Below are 19,274 nucleotides of genomic sequence, written 5' to 3'. Positions count from 1 at the left end.
GGTCGGGACGGGATGAGGAGAGCGGTGTGGGGGAAACCGATCGGGCGGCACGGATCGCGGCCGACCCGCGCTATGGCGCGCTGTTGCAACGACGCGGGCGGTTCACGCTGGCACTGACCGCCGTGATGCTCGCCGCCTATTTCGGCTTCATCCTGCTCGTCGCCTTCGACAAGACATTGCTGGCGCGCCCCATTCATCCCGGCGGGGTCACCTCGCTGGGGATCGTGCTGGGCTTTTCCCTGATCCTGCTCGCGATCGCGCTGACCGGCATCTATGTCCACCGCGCCAATCGCGATTTCGATGCGGCAGTCGCCGCGCTGGTGCGGGATCACCAGGCGTGAAGCGAATCATCCTTGCCGTGCTGGCGCTCGGCCTGCCGGGCATCGCCGGTGCCGACGCCCTGACCGGGCAGACGGTGCAGCAGGCGACCAACTGGACGGCGATCGCCATGTTCGCCGCCTTCGCCGCCTTCACCCTGGCGATCACCCGCTGGGCGGCGCGGCGGACGCGCACCGTCTCCGACTTCTATACGGCGGGCGGCGGCATCACCGGCTTCCAGAACGGGCTGGCGATCGCGGGCGACTTCATGTCCGCCGCCTCCTTCCTCGGCATCTCGGCGCAGATCTTCAAGGACGGCTATGACGGGCTGATCTATTCGATCGGCTTCCTGGTCGGCTGGCCGATCATCCTGTTCCTGATGGCGGAGCGGGTGCGCAATCTGGGTCGCTACACCTTCGCCGATGTCGCCTCCTTCCGCTTCGCGCAGACGCCGGTGCGCTGCTTCGCGGCGGTCAGCACGCTGGTCGTCGTCCTCTTCTACCTGATCGCGCAGATGGTCGGCGCGGGCCAGCTGATCAAATTGCTGTTCGGCCTGCGCTATGAATATGCGGTGGTGATCGTCGGCGTGCTGATGACGCTCTACGTGCTGTTCGGCGGCATGACCGCGACGACCTGGGTCCAGATCATCAAGGCGGTGCTGCTGCTCGGCAGCGCCACCTTCATGGCGGTGATGGTGCTGGCTCGCTACGGCTTCTCGCCGGAGGCGATGTTCGCCGATGCGGTGGCGGTGAAGACGATGCTTGCCGCGCGTGCGGGGGACAGCGCGTCGGCCGCCGCGGAGGCGGGCCGGTCGATCATGGGGCCGGGCAATTTCATCAAGGACCCGGTCAGCGCGCTATCCTTCGGAATGGCGCTGATGTTCGGCACCGCCGGCCTGCCGCATATCCTGATGCGCTTCTTCACCGTGCCCGATGCCGGCGCGGCGCGGACCTCGGTGCTGTGGGCGACGGGGTGGATCGGCTATTTCTACCTGCTGACCTTCATCATCGGCTTCGGCGCGATCGTGATGGTCGCGACCGACCGGCAATATCTGGACGGTGCCGGCGCGTTGATCGGCGGCGGCAACATGGCGGCGATCCACTTGGCGCATGCGGTCGGCGGCAACCTGTTCCTCGGCTTCATCTCGGCCGTCGCCTTCGCGACGATCCTGGCGGTGGTCGCCGGACTGACGCTGTCGGGGGCATCGGCGGTGTCGCACGACCTCTATGCCACCGTGTTCCGCAAGGGGCAGGCGGACAGCGCCGCCGAGCTTCGCGTATCGCGACGGACCGTACTGGTCCTGGCGGTCGCGGCGATCGCGCTCGGCATCCTGTTCGAAAAGCAGAATGTCGCGTTCATGGTCAGCCTCGCCTTCGCGGTCGCGGCGTCGGGCAATTTCCCGGTGCTGCTGCTGTCGCTGCTGTGGCGCGGTGCGACCACGCGCGGCCTGGTCGCGGGAGGGTGCCTGGGACTGGGCCTGGCACTGGTGCTGACCATCTTGTCCCCCGCCGTCTGGGTGGCGGTGCTGGGCCATGCCGATCCGATCTTCCCCTACTCCTCGCCGGCGATCTTCTCCATGCCGCTCGCCTTCCTGACGATCTGGCTGGTGTCGGTCACCGATCGCAGCGCGCGGGGCGTCGTCGACCGCTCCGGCTATGAGGCGCAACGGGTCCGCGCGGAGACCGGGATCGGGGCGGATCAGGCGAGCAGCCACTGATCCGTCCATCAACTTTCTTTTGCATGACAGGATTTTCACGATAGGAGGCGCGACCTGCCGAGGAGATAATATTTCATGATCGACCCCGCCCCGACCCGCCGGCTGTCGAGCATCGACGCGCTGCGCGGTCTGGTGATGGTCGTGATGCTGCTCGATCATGTCCGCGACACCTTCTACACGCACATGACCGTCGGCGATCCGGTCGACGCGCGGCTGATCGCCCCCGCCTATTTCGCGACGCGGCTGCTCAGTTCGATCTGCGCGCCGGTGTTCATCGCGCTGACCGGCCTGTCCGCCTGGCTCTATGGCCGGACGCGCGGGCGGGCCGCCACCTCCGCCTTCCTGCTCAAGCGCGGTCTGTTCCTGATGCTGCTGGAGGTGACGCTGGTCGGCTTCGCCTGGGACCCGCGCCTGCCTCCCCAGACCCTGTGGCTACAGGTGATCTGGGCGATCGGGGTCAGCATGGTCGCGCTCGCCGCGCTGATCCACCTGCCGCGCGCTGGCGTGATCGCGGTCGGCGCGGCGATCGTGCTGGGCCATAACCTGCTCGATCCCATCACCGTCCCGCCCGGCGATCCGTTCCACATCCCCTGGGCGCTGCTGCACCATCGCGAGGCGTTGCAGATCGGCGCGCTGACCGTGAAGACCTCCTATCCGGTATTGCCCTGGATCGGGGTCATCGCGCTCGGCTATGCGATCGGCCCCTGGTTCGCGGAGGGGCCCGCCCTGCGCCGGCGGCGGCTGGTCCGGTGGGGTGCCGGCCTGCTCCTGGGCTTCGTCGCCTTGCGCGCGGTCAACCTCTATGGCGACGCGCCTTGGTTCGTCGTGCCGGGATCGCCGTTGCGGACCGCCATGAGCATGATCGCGCTCACCAAATACCCGCCATCCCTGCTCTACCTGCTGCCGACCCTGGGGATCGGCGCGTGGCTGCTCGCCGCGTTCGAACGCTGGGACGGAGCGATCGCCCGACGACTGACCGTGCTGGGCGGCGCACCGATGGGCTTCTACCTGTTCCACCTCTATGTGCTGCGCCTCCTCTATCTGGGCGCGCTGGCGATCTGGGGGCCCAATCAGGGCAAGGTCTATGGCTTCCACGCGCTCGCCTCGGTCTGGCTGCTGGCGGCCATCCTCATCGTCCTCCTCTATCCGCCGACCCGTTGGTTCGCGGGGTTGAAGCGGCGTCGGCCGGACCTCACTTGGCTTAAATATCTTTGATCCGGAGAGAATCCTCATGATCCGCCTGCCGCTGCTGCTCGCCGCCGCCCTCGTCACGACCCCGGCGCTGGCCGAGCCGACCCTCGTCTCCGCCACCCCCGCCGCCGACGCCAAGGTCGCCGCCCCGAGCCGGATCGACCTGCGTTTCAGCGAGCGGGTGATGCCGCGCATGTCGACGGCCAGCGTGGCGATGACGGGCATGGGCGGCGTCGCCCATGCCCCGATGCCAATCGCCGGCACCCGGGCGAGCGTCACGCCGACCGGCAACGGCCTGACGGTGACGATGGCCAAGCCGCTGACGCCCGGCACCTACCATGTCGAGTGGCACGTCCTGTCTGGCAAGGGCGACCATGCGACGGGCCAATACGCCTTCACCGTCGAGTAAACCGGCCGGTCAGGGCCGCTCAATCAGTTCGCGGATGCGAGCGGCCAGCGCCTCCATGGCGAAAGGCTTGGTCATGACGTGCATACCGGCATCGAGCTGGCCGTTGCCGATCACCGCATTTTCCGCATAGCCGGTGATGAACAGCACCTTCAGATCGGGCCGCCCCTCCCGGCCCGCATCGGCCATCTGGCGGCCGTTCATCCCGCCGGGCAGACCGACATCGGACACCAGCAGGTCGATACGCTGGCCGGAGCGCAGGATCTTCAGGCCCGCCGCGCCGTCCGCCGCCTCGATCGCGGCATAGCCCAGTTCCTCCAGCACCTCGATCACCAGCATCCGCACGGTCGGCTCGTCATCGACCACCAGCACCGTCTCGCCCGCCGCCGCGCGCGGCGCATCGGTCAGATCGGGCATGTCGGCCACCGTCTCCGCCGTGCCGAAATGGCGGGGCAGGTAGATGCAGACCATCGCCCCCTCGCCGATCTCCGAATAGATCCGCACCTGCCCGCCGGACTGGCGCGCAAAGCCATAGATCATCGACAGGCCCAGCCCCGTGCCGACGCCCAGCGGCTTGGTGGTGAAGAAGGGGTCGAACGCCTTGGCGATCACCTCCGGCGTCATGCCGGTGCCGGTATCCGATACGCAGAGCGAGACATATTGACCCGGCTCCATGTCCCGCTCCCGGGCGGTGCGCGTGTCGAGCCAGCGATTACCGGTCTCGATCGTCAACCGACCGCCATCGGGCATCGCGTCGCGCGCGTTGATGCAGAGGTTGAGCAGCGCATTCTCGAGCTGGTTGGGGTCGACCAGGGTCGGCCACAGCCCCGCCGCCGTCACCGCCTCGACCTCGATCGCGGGGCCGACGGTGCGGCGGACCAGTTCCTCCATGCCCGAGATCAGGCGGTTGATGTCGGTCGGCTTCGGGTCGAGCGTCTGCCGGCGGGAAAAGGCCAGCAGCCGATGGGTCAGCGCCGCCGCCCGCTTCGCGGCGCCCTGCGCCGCCAGCGAATAGCGGTCGACATCGGCCATCCGCCCCTGCGCGATGCGGATCGACAGCATCTCCAGGCTGCCGATGATGCCGGTCAGCAGATTGTTGAAGTCGTGCGCCAACCCGCCGGTCAGCTGCCCGACCGCCTCCATCTTCTGGCTCTGGCGCAGCGCCTCCTCCGCCTGCATCAGCTCGCGCGTGCGCTCGGCGACCTGCTCCTCCAGCGTCTCGGTCAACCGCGCGCGCTCCGCCTCGGCGCGCGCGCGTTCGGTGGCGAGGCGGACGCGCTCGGCGATGTCGCGCATCAACCCGAGATCGTCCTCGCTCCAGTGGCGGGGTTCGGCATGGTTGGCGAAGAACAGCGCGACGAACCGCCCCTGCTCGACGATCGGCATGTTGACGAAGCTGGTCGCCTGGATCGCGGCGAGCGCCTGGGCGGCGTCGCGGGTGCGCGGATCGGTCCGCGCGTCATGCACGATCGCCGTGTCGCCGCGCTTCAGATCGTCGATATAGCTGCCGAAATCGCGGAAGCGCAGCGTGCCGGCGATGCTGCGGACGCCTTCAGCATTCCAATCCTCTTCGATCAGGATCGTCTCGGCCAGCGTGTCGATGATGCCATAGCCGGCACGGCTGACGTCCAGCGTCTTCGCCAGCACCTCCGCGCCACAAGCGGCGATCCGCGACGGGTCGGACAGGTCGCGGATCTGGTCGCCCAAGGTGAGCAGCGCCGCCTGGCGGATCGCATAATGTTTGGACTGGGTGATGTCGAAGGTGACACCGGGGAAGCGTTGCGGCCGGCCGTCGATCCCCAGCCGGCATTGCCCCTGCGCCGCCGCCCAGCGGATCGAGCCGTCCGCCTGCACCAGACGATATTGGCTGACAAAGGCACTGCCCTTGGCCATCGCCTCGGCGATCTCCGCCTCGACGCGCGGCCGGTCGTGCGGATGGATTCCGAGGAAGAATTCGCCGATCGCCGCACCGGCCCGCGCCATGTCCGGGTCGACGCCGTACAGCCTGGCGAAGCGCTCATCGGCATAAACGCGGTCATTGGGCACGTCCCAGTCCCAGGTGCCGATACCCCCGCCGGCGGACAGCGCCTGTTCCAGCCGCTCCTCGCTCTCGCGCAGGGCCCGTTCGCTCAGGCGCCGTTCGGTGACGTCGGTGAACAGGATGCCGACCAGATGCCGCTCAGGCTCGCCGACCGGAAAGGCATGGACCTCGAACCATCGGCCCATCGCCTCGGAGCCATTGTCGAAGCGCGTCGGCTCCCGCGTGGTCGCGACCCGGCCATAGATGTCGAACCAGACATCCTCCAGCTCCGGCACCAGTTCGCGCACGGTCCGGCCGACCGCATCGCGCAGCCCGGTCTGCCGCTCATAGGCGGCGTTCACTTCCAGGAAGCGATAGTCGTATGCACGAGCGCCATCGAACAGCATCTCGATAATGCAGAAACCGGCATCGATCGTGTCGAACAGCGCGTGATACTGTTCGACGGGCAGCACGCGACGGGCTGGATCGGCATTCATGGACACGGGCGATCGAAGATTGTGCACACTCACAAGGCTTGGGGGAGGTGAAGGCGTGTAGCGCCGTCACCTCCCCACCCGCTTTTATCTATATCAACCCGTCACTTCTGGCAGGCGACGATCGCGGCGATCACGCTCAGCGTTTCATCGGGATCGCGGACCTTGACCGTGTCGAGGCCCAGTTCCTTGGCGGGATAGTCGTTACCGCCCGGAAAGATGGCATCGCCGATGAACATCATCGCATCGAGCGGGATGCCGCTTTCGTCGCGGAGCCGCTTCAGGCCATAGGCCTTGTCGACGCCCTTCTGCGTGATGTCGATCGAGGTCGCACCGCCCATGTTGATCGACAGATATGGCAGGCGCTGGCGCAGATCGGCCTGGATCACCTTGCGCTTGGCGAAATCGGGGTCCCAATGCTCCTTGGCCTCCAGCGGGGCTTGCTGGCCCAGTGCAGAGAAGGTGATCTGGCTGCCGCGATCCTCGATCCGCTCGCCCCAGGTCTGTTCGGGGACGAAGCCGGTCGCTTCCAGCGAGGCATGAAAGGCCTCGATGATCGCCGCCTTCTGCTCGTCCGTGAAGAGCTCCGCGTAGACGGTGTTCCAGCGGCCATCGCCATAGGTATAGAGCTTGGTGCCCGTCGTCGGCATCAGCCACAATTTCGACCGGTCGGCCCGTTCGGGCAGGCGGCTGGCGACCTGCTTGTCGAACTGCGGCCAGTCGCCGCCCGAGATGACCGCGACATGGGCGACCGTCAGCAGGTCGGCCAGCGCCTCGCCCATGCTGTCCTTCAGCGGCTGCTTGCTCTCGGCCAGCGTGCCGTCCAGGTCGAAGGCGACCAGTTGCTTCATCGATTATTGCCCTTTTTCGAGTATGAAATGATCGATCGCATGCGCCACGCCGTCGTGGTTGTTGCCCAGGCTGACCTTGTCGGCCTTCGCCTTCACCGCGTCGGGCGCATTGCCCATGACGATGGCGAGCCCGGCTTTCTCCAACATCGCCAGGTCGTTGGCCTGGTCGCCGATCGCCGCCGTCTCCGCCAGCGTCACGCCGAACGCCTCGGCCAGCTGGGTGATGCCGGCGCCCTTGTTCGCCTCCAGCGCGGTGATGTCGAGATAATAGGTCTGGCTCTGCACCACGGTCGCGCGCGCGCCATATTCGGGCGCGACCCGCGCGGTCAGCGACCGCAACAGAGGCTCGTCGTCGCTGACGAAGGTGATCTTGTCGGCGCGGTCGAGCAGCGCGTCGAAGTCCTGCGTGACCACCGGCTCCTGCGCGGAGGCGCGGCGCTCATGCTCGACATGCACGCCCTGATCGGTCGAGGCGTACCAGCGATCGTCGGCAAAGACCCAGCGATCGACCGGCGCATCGCCGATCATCGCCCAGATACCGCGCGCCACGTTGCCCGCGATCCGGTGATGCGCCATCACCTCGCCCGAGCGGCGGAAGACGATGCCGCCGTTGAACGCGCCGATCGGCTCGTCGAGCGACAGGGCGTCCGCGATCGGCATCAGGCCGGAGCGCGGTCGCGCGGAGATGATGGTGAACCCCACCCCCGCCGCTCGCAACCGACCGACGGCGGCGATCACCCCATCGGTCAGTTGCTTCTGCGGATCGACCAGCGTTCCATCGACATCGGATACGAGCAGCCGGATGGCCATGCGCCTTGTGTTCCTTTTCCGGCGGTCGCCCGCGTCTTCAATTCAGGGGATTATTGCGGAATCTCGACATGGCCGCCGAAGCCGAAGCGCATCGCCGACAGCACCTGGTCGCCGAACGTATGCTCGACCCGGCTGCGATAGCGCGCGAAGAGCGAGGCGGTCAGCACATTGGCCGGCACCTTCTCCTCCATCGCCGCGTCGATCGTCCACTGGCCCTCGCCGGAATCGGCGACATGGCCGCTGAACTGTTCCAGCATCTCGTCCTTGGCCAGCGCGATCGCGGTCAGGTCGAGAAGCCAGGAGGAGATGACCGAACCGCGCCGCCAGACCTCGGCGATGTCGGTCAGGTTCAGGTCGAACCGCTCGTCCTCGGGCAGCTTTTCACTGTTCTTCGACTTCAGGATGTCGAAACCCTCGGCATAGGCCTGCATCAGGCCATATTCGATGCCGTTGTGGATCATCTTGACGAAATGGCCCGCGCCCGCCGGCCCGGCATGGATATAGCCCTTCTCGGCGCGCTGATCGACCTTCTCGGCGACGCGTCCCGGTGTGCGGGGAATGGTGCCCGCACCCGGCGCCAGCGTCTCGAAGATCGGGTCGAGATGCTCCATGATGCGCGGCTCCGCGCCGATCATCATGCAATAGCCGCGGTCCTTGCCCCAGACGCCGCCCGACGTGCCGACATCGACATATTCGATGCCCTTTTCGCGCAGGCTCTTCGCGCGGCGGATATCGTCCTTGTAGAAGCTGTTGCCGCCATCGATGATGATGTCGCCGGCCTTGGCCTTGTCGGCGATCTGGGCGATCGTGCCCTCAGTGATCTCGCCGGCGGGCAGCATCACCCACCAGATGGCCGGGCTGTCGAGCTTGCCGCGCACCGCGTCCAGCGAGTCGACGCCCTCTGCACCGTCTGCGGTCAGCTTGGCGACCGCGTCCGCATCGCGGTCATAGGCGACGACCTGATGACCGCCGGCCATCAGCCGGCGTGCCATGTTGCCGCCCATCCGGCCGAGGCCAATCATTCCGATCTTCATTCACTTCAATCCCGTACGCGTCCGCCGGGGTGAAACCCGGCGGCGGGCCGATGGTTGCGCGGACCGGACCGATCGACGCGCATCATCCGCCCGATGGACAAAGAAGAAGGGCGGCCCGTGCGGCCGCCCTTCCGGTGGATCAGGCCGTTGCCGGCTGCTTCTTGGCGATCGCGCCGAGCAGGTCGTCGAATGCGCCCGCGAACGACGCGACGCCCGCCTCGACCAGCCGGCCGGTGACGCCGTCCAGATCCAGGCCCAGCCGCTCGACCTCGGCGATGACGTGGCGCGCGCCCTCGACATCCTGGGTCAGCGTCTCGGCCACCGTGCCACGGTCGCGGAACGCGTCCATCGTCTTGGGCGGCATGGTGTTGACCGTCTCCGGCCCGATCAGCTCGTCGACATAGAGCGTGTCGGGATAGTTCGGGTTCTTGGTGCCGGTGGAGGCCCAGAGCAGCCGCTGCGGCTGCGCGCCCTTGGCGGCCAGCGCCTGCCAGCGATCCGACGCGATGAAGTCCTGATACCAGGCATAGGCCAGCTTCGCGTTGGCGATCGCCACCTTGCCCTTGATCGCCTTCAGCGCCTCGGCCTCCGCATCGCCCTCGGCGACGCGCTTGTCGATCGCACCGTCGATCTCGGCGTCGATGCGGCTGATGAAGAAGCTGGCGACGCTGGCAATCCGGTCGATCGGCTGGCCCTGGCGGACACGCTCCTCCAGACCGGTGGCATAGGCCTCGGCGACGCGCTGATAGTCCGCTTGCGAAAAGAGCAGCGTGACGTTGACGTTGATCCCCTTGGCGATCGTCGCCGAGATGGCGGGCGCGCCGGCCTGCGTGCCGGGAATCTTGATCATCAGGTTCGGCCGGTCGACCGCGTGCCACAGCTTGTCCGCCTCGGCGATCGTCGCGTCGGTGTCGTCGGCGATATAGGGCGACACCTCCAGGCTGACATAGCCATCCTTGGCGTCCAACCGCTCATAGACCGGCGTCAGCGTCTCGGCCGCCGCCTTGATGTCCTGGATCGCCAAATGCTCGTAGCGGTCGATCGTCGCCGCGCCGGGGTTCTCCTTGTCGAACGCGGCCAAGGTCCCGTCATAGGCGTCACCATGCCCCATCGCCTTCTCGAAGATCGACGGGTTGGAGGTGACGCCGGTCAGGCTGTCCTCCTCGACCAGCGCCTTGAGGCCACCGGCCTCCAGGAACTTGCGATCGACGAAATCCAGCCAGACGGCGGTGCCGGCGGCGCTGAGGTCGTTGAGCTTGCCCATGATTACTTCTCCTCGCCCGCACGGGTGTTCGCGTTGGCGATCGCCTCGCGGGCCACTTTGACGACATTGTCGACGGTGAAGCCGTACTTGTCCTGCAGCTTCGTGATCGGCGCCGAAGCGCCGAAGGTGGACATGGTGATCGTGCGGCCCTTGCGCCCGACATAGCGGTCCCAGCCCATCGAACCGGCCATCTCCACGGCCACGCGCGCATCCACCGTGTTCGGAAGCACGCTTTCCTTATAGGCCTCGTCCTGCAGCTCGAAGCGATACCAGCTCGGCATCGAGACGACGCGGCTGCGCACACCCTCCGCCTTCAGCTTCTCATGCGCCTCGACCACCATCGACAGCTCGCTGCCGGTGCCGATCAGGATCACTTCTGGATTATCGTCGCTGTCGAGGACATAGGCCCCCTTCATCACGCCCTCCGCGGCCGCGTATCGGGTACGGTCGAGCGTCGGCAGCGCCTGGCGCGACAGGACCAGAGCGGTCGGACGATCGGCATGTTCGAGCGCCGCGCGCCAGGCCCAGGAGACCTCGTTCGCGTCGCCGGGTCGGATGGTGTCCAGACCCGGAATGGCGCGCATCGTCGCCAGATGCTCGATCGGCTGGTGGGTGGGGCCGTCCTCGCCCACGCCGATCGAGTCGTGCGTGAAGACCCAGATCGCACCCAATTCCATGATCGCCGACAGTCGCACCGGCGCGCGCATATAGTCGAGGAAGACGAGGAAGGTGGAGCCGTAGGCGCGGAAGTGCGACAGCGCCATGCCGTTCACCACGCCGCCCATGCCATGCTCGCGCACGCCGAAGTGGAAGTTGGTGCCGCCGTAATTGTTCGCCTCGAACGACGGCGCACCCTTGATGTCCGTCTTGGTCGAGGGGGCGAGATCGGCCGAGCCGCCGAGCAGCCAGGGCACGCGCTTGGCGATCGCGTTCAGCACCTTGCCACCCGAATCGCGGCTGGCCAGACCCTTGGCATCGGCCGGGAATTCCGGGATGTCGGCGTCCCAGCCCTCGGGCAGCTTGTCGGCGAGCATGTGATCCAGCTCGGCCGCCAGCTCCGGATAGTCGCCGCGATATTGCTCGACCAGCTCGACCCAGGCGTCGCGCAGCGGCTTGCCACGCTCCGAGACCGCCGACTGGAATGCCTCCTGCACGCCCTCCGGCACGTAGAACTGCTTGTCCTCGGGCCAGCCATAGGCGCGCTTGGTGGCGCGGATGTTATCCTCGCCCAGCGGCTCGCCATGCGCCTTCTCGCTGCCCGCCTTGGGACTGCCCCAGCCGATCACCGAATGGACGACGATCAGTGTCGGCTTGTCGTCGGTGCGGCGGAACGAGTCGAGCGCGGCGGTCAGCGCGGCGATGTCGTTGGCGTCGTCGACATGGATGACGTTCCAGCCATAGGCCTGGAAGCGCAGGCCCACATCCTCGTCGAACGCCAGGTCGGTGCCGCCCTCGATCGAGATATGGTTGCTGTCGTAGATCCAGCACAGGTTCGACAGCTTGAGGTGACCGGCCAGGCTCGCCGCCTCGGACGCCACGCCCTCCATCATGTCGCCGTCGCCGCAGACGGTGTACACGTCATGGTCGAACAGCGTGTAGCCGTCCTTGTTGTACCGCGCCGCCAGCCAGCGCTCGGCGATCGCCATGCCGACCGAGTTGCTGCACCCGGCGCCCAGCGGCCCCGTGGTCGTCTCGACGCCGGTGGTGTGGCGATATTCGGGGTGGCCCGGCGTGCGCGACGCGAGCTGACGGAAGCCCTTCAGATCGTCCAGCGTCAGCGCCGGACGGCCGGTCTTGCTGCCCTCCGCATCGATCTCCTCGATCCCGGCGAGGTGGATGAGCGAATAGAGCAGCATCGACGCATGGCCGACCGACAGCACGAAGCGGTCGCGATTGGGCCAGTCGGCATGGGCGGGATCGTAGCGCAGATACTTGGCCCAGATTGTCCAGCCGACCGGCGCCAGCGCCATAGGGGTGCCGGGGTGGCCGCTATTGGCCTTCTGCACCGCATCCATCGACAGGGTGCGGATCGTGTCGATCGCCAAGCGCTCGGGGGAGCCGTCTTCGTGCAACGACGCTCCCGCCGTCGCGGTGGGGGCGGTCTGGGTATCGGACATGGAATAGGCCTCGCTTGGCAATTGAGGTGAACCGGTCGGTTGGCGGAACGCCCGTCCGCCGCACGGGTTGCGATGTAGCGCTGCTGTTAGCCCGTGACCAGCCGCCGTTCCAGCCGCGTAACGACGCCGGCATCCGCAATATAGGCGGCGTCGACCTCGCCCAGGAACAAGCCGTGACCCGCGACGCCCGGCACGCTGCCCAGCCAGGCCGCCAGTCGGTCCCAATCGGCGAGCATCGGCGCATGGCAGTCGATCACGATATTGCCATTGTCGGTGCGATAGGCCCCGCCCTGCCCGCCGCGCACCGCGACCTCGGCGAACATCGGCCGTACCGCCGCCTCGACATAGCTGCGCGCGAAGGGCAGCACCTCGATCGGCAGCTTGGCGACCGCGATCGTGTCGACCCGCTTGCTCGCGTCGGCGATCACCACCATCCGGTCGCTCGCCGCCGCCACCACCTTCTCGCGCAGCATCGCGCCGCCGGCACCCTTCATCGCCCGGAACTGCGGATCGATCGCATCGGCCCCGTCGATCGTCAGGTCGACGCGCGACACTTCGGCGAAGTCGCGCACCCGGATGCCGACCGAGCGGGCGAGCGCCGCGCTCGCCTCCGACGTGGCCACCGCCTCGATCGCGACTCCACTTTCGCCGATCAGCCGGATCGCCGCCGCCGCCGTCGACCCGGTGCCCAAGCCGACCAGCATGCCCGGCTGCACTTCCCGCACCGCCGCCTCGGCGGCCGCGCGCTTGTCCAGCTCGGCCTGGGACGGCCCGGAGAAAACTTTGTCACACATTGTCGCAATGAACCCTCAAGGACTTGATCGGTATCCCCGACCCGCGCAAAATATGACAGCCAAGGCAACCTTTTTACCGTCGGTTGGTTTCCCGCCCGTTCCGGGCAGTCCCTTCCGGCCAACGAACGAAAGCGCACATTTTGCAGTCACAGGCAATGCGGCCGCGCGTCGCGGTCATCGCTCTGGCCATCGCTTTGGCGGCGTGCGGAAGCGGTGGTGAGTCGCAGCAGAAGGGCAAGGGCAAGAATGGCGGCCAACCGGGGCAAGGAACGCCTCAGGTTGGCTATGTCGTCGTCCAGCCCACCGATGCCGCATTGGTGACCGAGCTGGCAGGACGCACGACCGCGTTCGAGAGTTCCGATGTCCGCCCGCAGGTGACCGGCATCATCCGCCGCCGCCTGTTCAAGGAAGGATCCATCGTCCAGCGCGGCCAGCCGCTCTACGAGATCGATCCGCGCCTCTATCGCGCCGCCGCCAACCAGGCCGCCGCCAATCTGCAAAGCGCCCAGGCCAATCGCGAGGCCGCGTCAATCCTGGCCCAGCGCTACAAGCCGCTTGCCGAGATCGAGGCGATCTCGAAGCAGGATTACACCAACGCCGTGGCGCAGGCGCGCCAGGCCGCCGCGGCCGTGGCCCAGAACCAGGCCGCGCTGGAGACCGCGCGGATCAACCTGCAATTCACCACCGTGCCGGCACCGATCAGCGGCCGCATCGGTCGCTCGCTGTTCACGGTCGGCGCGCTCGTCTCCTCGACCCAGACCGATCCGCTGGCGCAGATCCAACGGCTCGACCCGATCTTCGTCGACATCCAGCAATCGGCCGGCGACATCCTGTCGCTACGGCGCAGTCTGGCCAGCGGCGGCATCGCGCCGACCCGCGCGCAGGTGCGCCTCAAGCTGCCCGACGGCAGCGATTACGGCCAGACCGGCACGATCGAGTTCGCCGAGGCGCTGGTCGATCCGACCACTGGCACGACGACGCTGCGCGCCCGCTTCCCCAATGCGCAGGGGCTGCTGACGCCGGGCATGTTCGTCCGCGCCAGCTTCGCCCAGGCGATCGACCGCCGCGCCTTCCTGGTGCCGCAGGCGGGCGTCAGCCGTGATCCGCAGGGCAATGCCACGGTCATCGTCGTCGGCCCGAACAACAAGGCGACGCAGAAGACCGTCACCGCCGAGCGGACGCAAGGACCGAACTGGGTCGTCACCAAGGGTCTGTCCGACGGCGACAAGATCATTGTCCAGGGCCTGGGCAAGCTGCGCCCCGGCCAGACGGTGAAGCCGGTCCCCGCCAACACGCCGCAGAACGTCCAGGCCCCGCCCCAGGGTGAGGGCGGCGGCGGCAGCGCCGGCCAGCAGAAGGGCCGCTGATGCTCAGCCGGATCTTCATCGACCGTCCGATCTTCGCCTGGGTGCTCGCGATCATCGTGATGCTGGCGGGCGTGGGCGGCATCCTCGGCCTGCCGATCGCGCAATATCCCGACGTCGCCCCGCCCCAGGTGTCGATCCGCGCCACCTATCCGGGCGCCAACGCCCAGACCATCCAGAACAGCGTCACCCAGGTCGTCGAACAGACGCTGACCGGCATCGACGGCCTGCTCTATTTCCAGTCCGCCTCGTCCAGCCGCGGCCAGGTGACGATCACCGTCACCTTCGACAAGGGCACCGACCCCGACATCGCCCAGGTGCAGGTGCAGAACCAGGTGCAGCAGGCGCTGCCCCGCCTGCCCCAGCAGGTGCAGCAGCAGGGCCTGATCGTCCGCAAGTCGAACCCCGACTTCCTGCTGGTCGCCGCCGTCTATGACACCACCGACCGCACGACCAATCGCGACGTGTCGGACTATCTCACCTCCTCGCTCCAGGACCCGCTCGGCCGCACGCCGGGCGTCGGCGACACCAATGTCTTCGGCTCGCAATATGCGATGCGGATCTGGCTCGATCCCAACAAGCTCAACGCCTATCAGCTCATCCCCTCGGACGTGGTCCAGGCGATCCAGACCCAGAATACCGAGGTCGCGGCGGGCGAACTGGGCGGCCAGCCTTCCGGCGCCAACCAGTATCTGAACGCGGTCGTCACCGCCCAGTCGCGGCTCCAGACGCCCGAGCAGTTCCGCAACATCCTGCTCAAGACCACCAATGACGGCGCGGCGGTGCGCATCAAGGATGTGGGCTGGGTGGAACTGGGCGCGGAAAGCTATGCCGCGCTCAGCCGCGTCAACGCGCATCCGGGCGCCGGCATCGCGGTGCTGCTCGCCCCCGGCGCCGACGCGCTGAAGACCGCCGAGCTGGTCAAGGCGCAGGTCGCCGAGAGCGCCAAGTCCTTCCCGCCCGGCTACGAATATACCTTCGTCAACGACTCGACCGAGTTCATCAAGCTGTCGATCGAGGAGGTGGTGAAGACGCTGATCGAGGCGATCATCCTGGTCGTCATCGTCATGTTCGTCTTCCTGCAAAGCTGGCGCGCGACGCTGGTGCCCGCCATCGCGGTGCCGGTGGTGCTGCTCGGCACCTTCGCGGTCTTCTATCTGGCCGGCTTCTCGATCAACACGCTGACCCTGTTCGGCCTCGTGCTGGCGATCGGCCTGCTGGTCGACGACGCGATCGTCGTAGTGGAGAATGTCGAGCGCCTGCTGGAGGAAAATCCCGGCATGTCGCCGCGCGAGGCGACGATCCAGTCGATGGACGAGATCACCGTCGCGCTGATCGCGATCGCGCTGGTGCTGTCGGCGGTGTTCCTGCCCATGGCGTTCTTCGGCGGGTCGACCGGCGTGATCTATCGGCAGTTCTCGCTGACCATCGTGTCGGCGATGATCCTGTCGGTGCTGGTCGCTTTGATCCTGTCGCCCGCGCTCACCGCGACCCTGCTCAAGCAGAAGAAGCAGGACGAGAGCGGCGATCCGATCGACGACAGCTTCCTCGGCCGCCGCTTCCCCAAGGTCGCGCATTTCTTCGAGCGCGCGCGCGACAATTTCAACAATGGCTTCGACCGGGCGAGCGACCGCTATGTCGGCGCGGTCAAGGCGATCGTCGCGCGCAAATGGCTGTGGCTGGGCATCTATGTCGTCGTGGTCGCGGTGCTGGCCTTGCTGTTCCTGCGCCTGCCGACCGGCTTCCTGCCGACCGAGGACCAGGGCATCGGCATCGTCCAGTTCCAGTTGCCGCCCGGCTCGACCCAGAACCGCACCTTCGAGGTGCAGAAGGAGGTCGAGAAATATTTCCTGACCAACGAGGGCAAGAACATCGCCACCGCCTTCTCGGTCAGCGGCATCGGTGGCGGCGGCGCGCCCGGCGGGCAGAATACCGGCCTGGGCTTCGTCGCGCTCAAGAACTGGTCGGAGCGCGAGGGCAAGGAAAACAGCGCCGACGCCATCACCGGTCGTGCATCGGGTGCGTTCAGCAATTTGCGCGACGCGCAGGTCTATGCGCTGGTGCCGCCGGCGGTGCGCGGTCTGGGCCAGTCCAACGGCTTCACGATCGAGTTGCAGAATACCAGCGGCATGAGCATCGAGAAGTTCGAGGCCGCGCGCGACAAGCTGCTGGCCGCCGCCTCGGCGGAGCCGTCGCTGGTCGGCGTCCGCCTGACCGAGCTGCCCGACGTGCCGACCCTGCATGTCGATGTCGACCCGCAGAAGCTGTCCAGCTTCGGCCTGACCCAGGCGAACGTCAATGCGACGCTGTCGGCGGCTTGGGGCGGCCAATATGTCAACGACTTCCTCGACCGGGGCCGTGTGAAGCGCGTGTTCGTGCAGGGCGACGCGCCGTACCGGTCGAAGCCGTCGGACCTGGACCAGTGGTTCGTGCGCGGATCGCAGGGGCAGATGGTCCCCTTCTCCTCCTTCGCCACCACTAACTGGCAGAAGGCGCCGGTGTCGCTGTCGCGCTTCAACGGCATCCAGTCCTATGAATTCCAGGGTTCGGCCGCGCCGGGGCAGAGCTCGGGCCAGGCGCTGGAGACGATGCGGCGGCTGGCGGGGCAGATCCCCGGCACTTCCGTGGCGCTCGCCGGCCTGTCCTATCAGGAGGATGTCTCCTCGGGCCAGGCGCCGATCCTCTACGGCCTGTCGATCCTGGTCGTGTTCCTGTGCCTGGCGGCGCTGTACGAAAGCTGGTCGATCCCGTTCGCGGTGCTGCTCATCATCCCGCTGGGGCTGATCGGCGCGATCGCCTTCGTCACGCTGCGTGGCCTGACCAACGACGTCTACCTTCAGATCGGACTGCTGACGACGATGGGGCTGGCGGCGAAGAACGCGATCCTGATGATCGAATTCGCCGAACAGGCCGAACGCCAGGGCAAGCGGGTGATGGACGCGGCGCTGGAGGCGGCGAAGATCCGTCTGCGGCCGATCCTGATGACCAGCTTCGCCTTCATCTTCGGCGTGCTGCCGCTTGCCATCTCGACCGGTGCGGGTGCCAATAGCCGCATCGCGATCGGCACGGCGGTGATCGGCGGGATGCTCTCGGCGACCTTCCTGGCGATCTTCTACATCCCGTTGTTCTTCGTCCTGGTCCGTCGCGGCGTGCGCGACGGTATCGCCAAGCTGCGCGGTCGCCCGACCGGTCACCAGGGCAAGGACGACGATCATGGCGACGGCGACACGCCCTATGGCCCGCCCCGGCCGCAGGGCCCGCATCAGCCCCAAAACGGCCATCAGACCCGACCGGAACCCGCATGATGCGTAACGTCCCCCTGCTGCTCGCCACCGTCGCGCTGTCGGCGTGCAGCCTCGCCCCCAAATACCAGCGTGCCGAATTGCCGGTGCCGCCAAGCTGGCCGGTGGGCGACGCCTATCTGCGCCAGCAGGAGGCGTCGCTGCCCGCGATCACCTATCCGCAGGTCTTCACCGACCAGCGTCTCCAGACGCTGATCGGCCAGGCGCTGGTCAACAATCGCGACCTGCGCATCGCCGTGGCCAATATCGAGGCGGCGCGCGCGCAATATCGCGTCCAGCGCGCCAGCCTGTTGCCGCAGATCGCGGCGACCGGCCGCTACAGCTATCAGGGCGGCGGCAATGGCGCGACCAACCTCTCGGGCGGCGGGACCGGGACGGGCGGCACGGGCACCGGCGGGACCGGCACCGGTGGAACCGGCGATCCCACGGGCGGCGGCACCGGTGGCGTGGGCGGCGGCAATAATGGCGGCGGCACGATCGTCACCACCTCGCGCTCGGGCAGCGCCTGGTCGGTGGGCCTGGGCACCACCGCCTTCGAGCTCGACCTGTTCGGCCGCATCCGTAGCCTGAGCCGCGCCGCGCTCGACCGTTATTTCGCGACCGAGGCTGGCGCGCGCGCCACCCGGCTGACGCTGGTCGGCGACATCGCCGATGCATGGCTGACCTATGCGGCCGACCAGAGCCTCTACCGCATCGCCAACGACACCGCCGCCAATGCGCGGCGCATCGTCCAGCTGACCCAGGCCCGGCTCGACGGCGGCATCGCGCCGCGCACCGACCTGACCCAAGCGCAACAGGTGCTGGCGACCGCCGAAGCCGATCTCGCCCAGCAGCGCACGCTGGTGGCGCAGGACGTCAACGCCCTGCAACTGCTGGTCGGCGCGCCCTTCGACCAGCGGCTGTTGCCCGGCCCGATCGAGGACGTCGCCGGCAGCATCGCGGCCCTGCCCGCCGGGCTGGACAGTTCGATCCTGCTGCGCCGGCCCGACGTGGTGCAGGCGGAATATCAGCTTCGCGCCTATAATGCCGAGATCGGCGCGGCGCGGGCGGCGCTGTTCCCGCGCATCTCGCTGACCGGGCTGGTCGGTTTCGCCTCGACCGCCTTGTCGTCGCTCTTCACCGGTGACGCCTTCAACTATTCGGTCGCGCCGAACGTCAGCTATCCGATCTTCCAGGCCGGGGCCGGCCGGGCGAACGTCCGCTATACCGAGGCGCAGCGCGATGCCGCGCTGGCCAGCTATGAGCGGACGATCCAGTCTGCGTTTCGCGACACCGCCGATGCCCTGGCCCGGCAAGGCACAATCGCCGACCAGCTTGCCGCCAATCGCCGGCTGGTGGGCGCCAATGCCGAGACGCTGCGTCTGACCGATGCCGCCTATCGCGGCGGCGTCACCCCGTTCCTCAACACGCTGGACGCTCAGCGGACGCTCTACACGGCGCAACGCTCGCTGATCGCGACGCTGTTCACCAGCGCGTCGAACCGGGTCGCGATCTACCGCGCCATCGGCGGCGACTCCTCGCTGGAGGCGACGGCGGACGGTCCCCGGCCGGTCACGCCGTCGGGAGCGCCCCGGGCGGAGTGAGGATCGGGT

The 19,274-nt window shown here is 67.6% G+C and carries 14 protein-coding genes; 7 read left to right on the top strand and 7 right to left on the bottom strand.

Annotation, left to right across the window (positions count from 1 at the left end):
- Positions 1-26 precede the first annotated feature (26 nt).
- From QE452_RS04830 to copC, 4 genes are all read left to right on the top strand, one after another.
- Entirely contained in the window at positions 27-341 is a 315-nt protein-coding gene (locus tag QE452_RS04830) for a DUF485 domain-containing protein (RefSeq protein WP_309659786.1), read from the top strand.
- On the top strand, positions 338-2,035 hold the full coding sequence (locus QE452_RS04825; protein WP_309659787.1) for a cation acetate symporter: 1,698 nt from the start codon (positions 338-340) through the stop codon (positions 2,033-2,035). The genes QE452_RS04830 and QE452_RS04825 overlap by 4 nt, the downstream gene beginning before the upstream one ends.
- 75 nt (positions 2,036-2,110) lie before the next feature.
- Positions 2,111-3,250 carry a heparan-alpha-glucosaminide N-acetyltransferase domain-containing protein gene (locus tag QE452_RS04820; protein WP_309659788.1) on the top strand — a complete coding sequence of 380 codons (1,140 nt, stop codon included), beginning with the start codon at positions 2,111-2,113 and terminating at the stop codon, positions 3,248-3,250.
- A gap of 16 nt (positions 3,251-3,266) precedes the next feature.
- On the top strand, positions 3,267-3,635 hold the full coding sequence (copC, locus tag QE452_RS04815) for a copper homeostasis periplasmic binding protein CopC (RefSeq protein ID WP_309659789.1): 369 nt from the start codon (positions 3,267-3,269) through the stop codon (positions 3,633-3,635).
- A 9-nt stretch (positions 3,636-3,644) separates the two neighbouring features.
- Here copC and QE452_RS04810 read toward each other — a convergent pair whose 3' ends face one another.
- The 7 genes from QE452_RS04810 to rpiA all read right to left on the bottom strand — a co-directional run bounded on the left by QE452_RS04810 (position 3,645) and on the right by rpiA (position 13,016).
- Positions 3,645-6,149: an ATP-binding protein gene (locus tag QE452_RS04810; protein ID WP_309659790.1), complete on the bottom strand. Its 2,505-nt coding sequence runs from the start codon at positions 6,147-6,149 to the stop codon at positions 3,645-3,647.
- Positions 6,150-6,250: 101 nt separating this feature from the next.
- The gene (locus QE452_RS04805) at positions 6,251-6,997 is read right to left on the bottom strand and encodes an HAD-IIB family hydrolase (protein WP_309659791.1); all 747 of its coding nucleotides are present in this window, start codon (positions 6,995-6,997) and stop codon (positions 6,251-6,253) included.
- 3 nt (positions 6,998-7,000) lie between these two features.
- The gene (locus QE452_RS04800) at positions 7,001-7,807 is read right to left on the bottom strand and encodes a Cof-type HAD-IIB family hydrolase (RefSeq protein WP_309659792.1); all 807 of its coding nucleotides are present in this window, start codon (positions 7,805-7,807) and stop codon (positions 7,001-7,003) included.
- A gap of 50 nt (positions 7,808-7,857) precedes the next feature.
- Positions 7,858-8,841, bottom strand: coding sequence for a phosphogluconate dehydrogenase (NAD(+)-dependent, decarboxylating) (gnd, locus tag QE452_RS04795; protein WP_309659793.1), 984 nt, complete (start codon positions 8,839-8,841; stop codon positions 7,858-7,860).
- Positions 8,842-8,980: 139 nt separating this feature from the next.
- Positions 8,981-10,105 carry a transaldolase gene (tal, locus tag QE452_RS04790; protein WP_309659794.1) on the bottom strand — a complete coding sequence of 375 codons (1,125 nt, stop codon included), beginning with the start codon at positions 10,103-10,105 and terminating at the stop codon, positions 8,981-8,983.
- A gap of 2 nt (positions 10,106-10,107) precedes the next feature.
- The gene (gene tkt / locus QE452_RS04785) at positions 10,108-12,222 is read right to left on the bottom strand and encodes a transketolase (protein WP_309659795.1); all 2,115 of its coding nucleotides are present in this window, start codon (positions 12,220-12,222) and stop codon (positions 10,108-10,110) included.
- Between the two features lie 86 nt (positions 12,223-12,308).
- Entirely contained in the window at positions 12,309-13,016 is a 708-nt protein-coding gene (rpiA, locus tag QE452_RS04780; protein ID WP_309659796.1) for a ribose-5-phosphate isomerase RpiA, read from the bottom strand.
- 155 nt (positions 13,017-13,171) lie between these two features.
- Here rpiA and QE452_RS04775 point away from each other — a divergent pair, with 155 nt between their 5' ends.
- The 3 genes from QE452_RS04775 to QE452_RS04765 are packed head-to-tail and all read left to right on the top strand — an operon-like array spanning position 13,172 to position 19,265.
- The gene (locus QE452_RS04775) at positions 13,172-14,383 is read left to right on the top strand and encodes an efflux RND transporter periplasmic adaptor subunit (protein ID WP_309659797.1); all 1,212 of its coding nucleotides are present in this window, start codon (positions 13,172-13,174) and stop codon (positions 14,381-14,383) included.
- Positions 14,383-17,685: a multidrug efflux RND transporter permease subunit gene (locus QE452_RS04770; protein ID WP_309659798.1), complete on the top strand. Its 3,303-nt coding sequence runs from the start codon at positions 14,383-14,385 to the stop codon at positions 17,683-17,685. The genes QE452_RS04775 and QE452_RS04770 overlap by 1 nt, the downstream gene beginning before the upstream one ends.
- Positions 17,682-19,265, top strand: a complete 1,584-nt coding sequence (locus QE452_RS04765) for an efflux transporter outer membrane subunit (protein ID WP_309659799.1) — start codon at positions 17,682-17,684, stop codon at positions 19,263-19,265. Before QE452_RS04770 ends, QE452_RS04765 begins: the two co-directional genes overlap by 4 nt.
- Positions 19,266-19,274 lie beyond the last annotated feature (9 nt).

It is taken from the genome of Sphingomonas sp. SORGH_AS_0438 (assembly GCF_031453475.1).
In the GTDB taxonomy this organism is placed as follows: domain Bacteria; phylum Pseudomonadota; class Alphaproteobacteria; order Sphingomonadales; family Sphingomonadaceae; genus Sphingomonas.
This window is presented reverse-complemented; position numbering and strand designations above follow the sequence as displayed.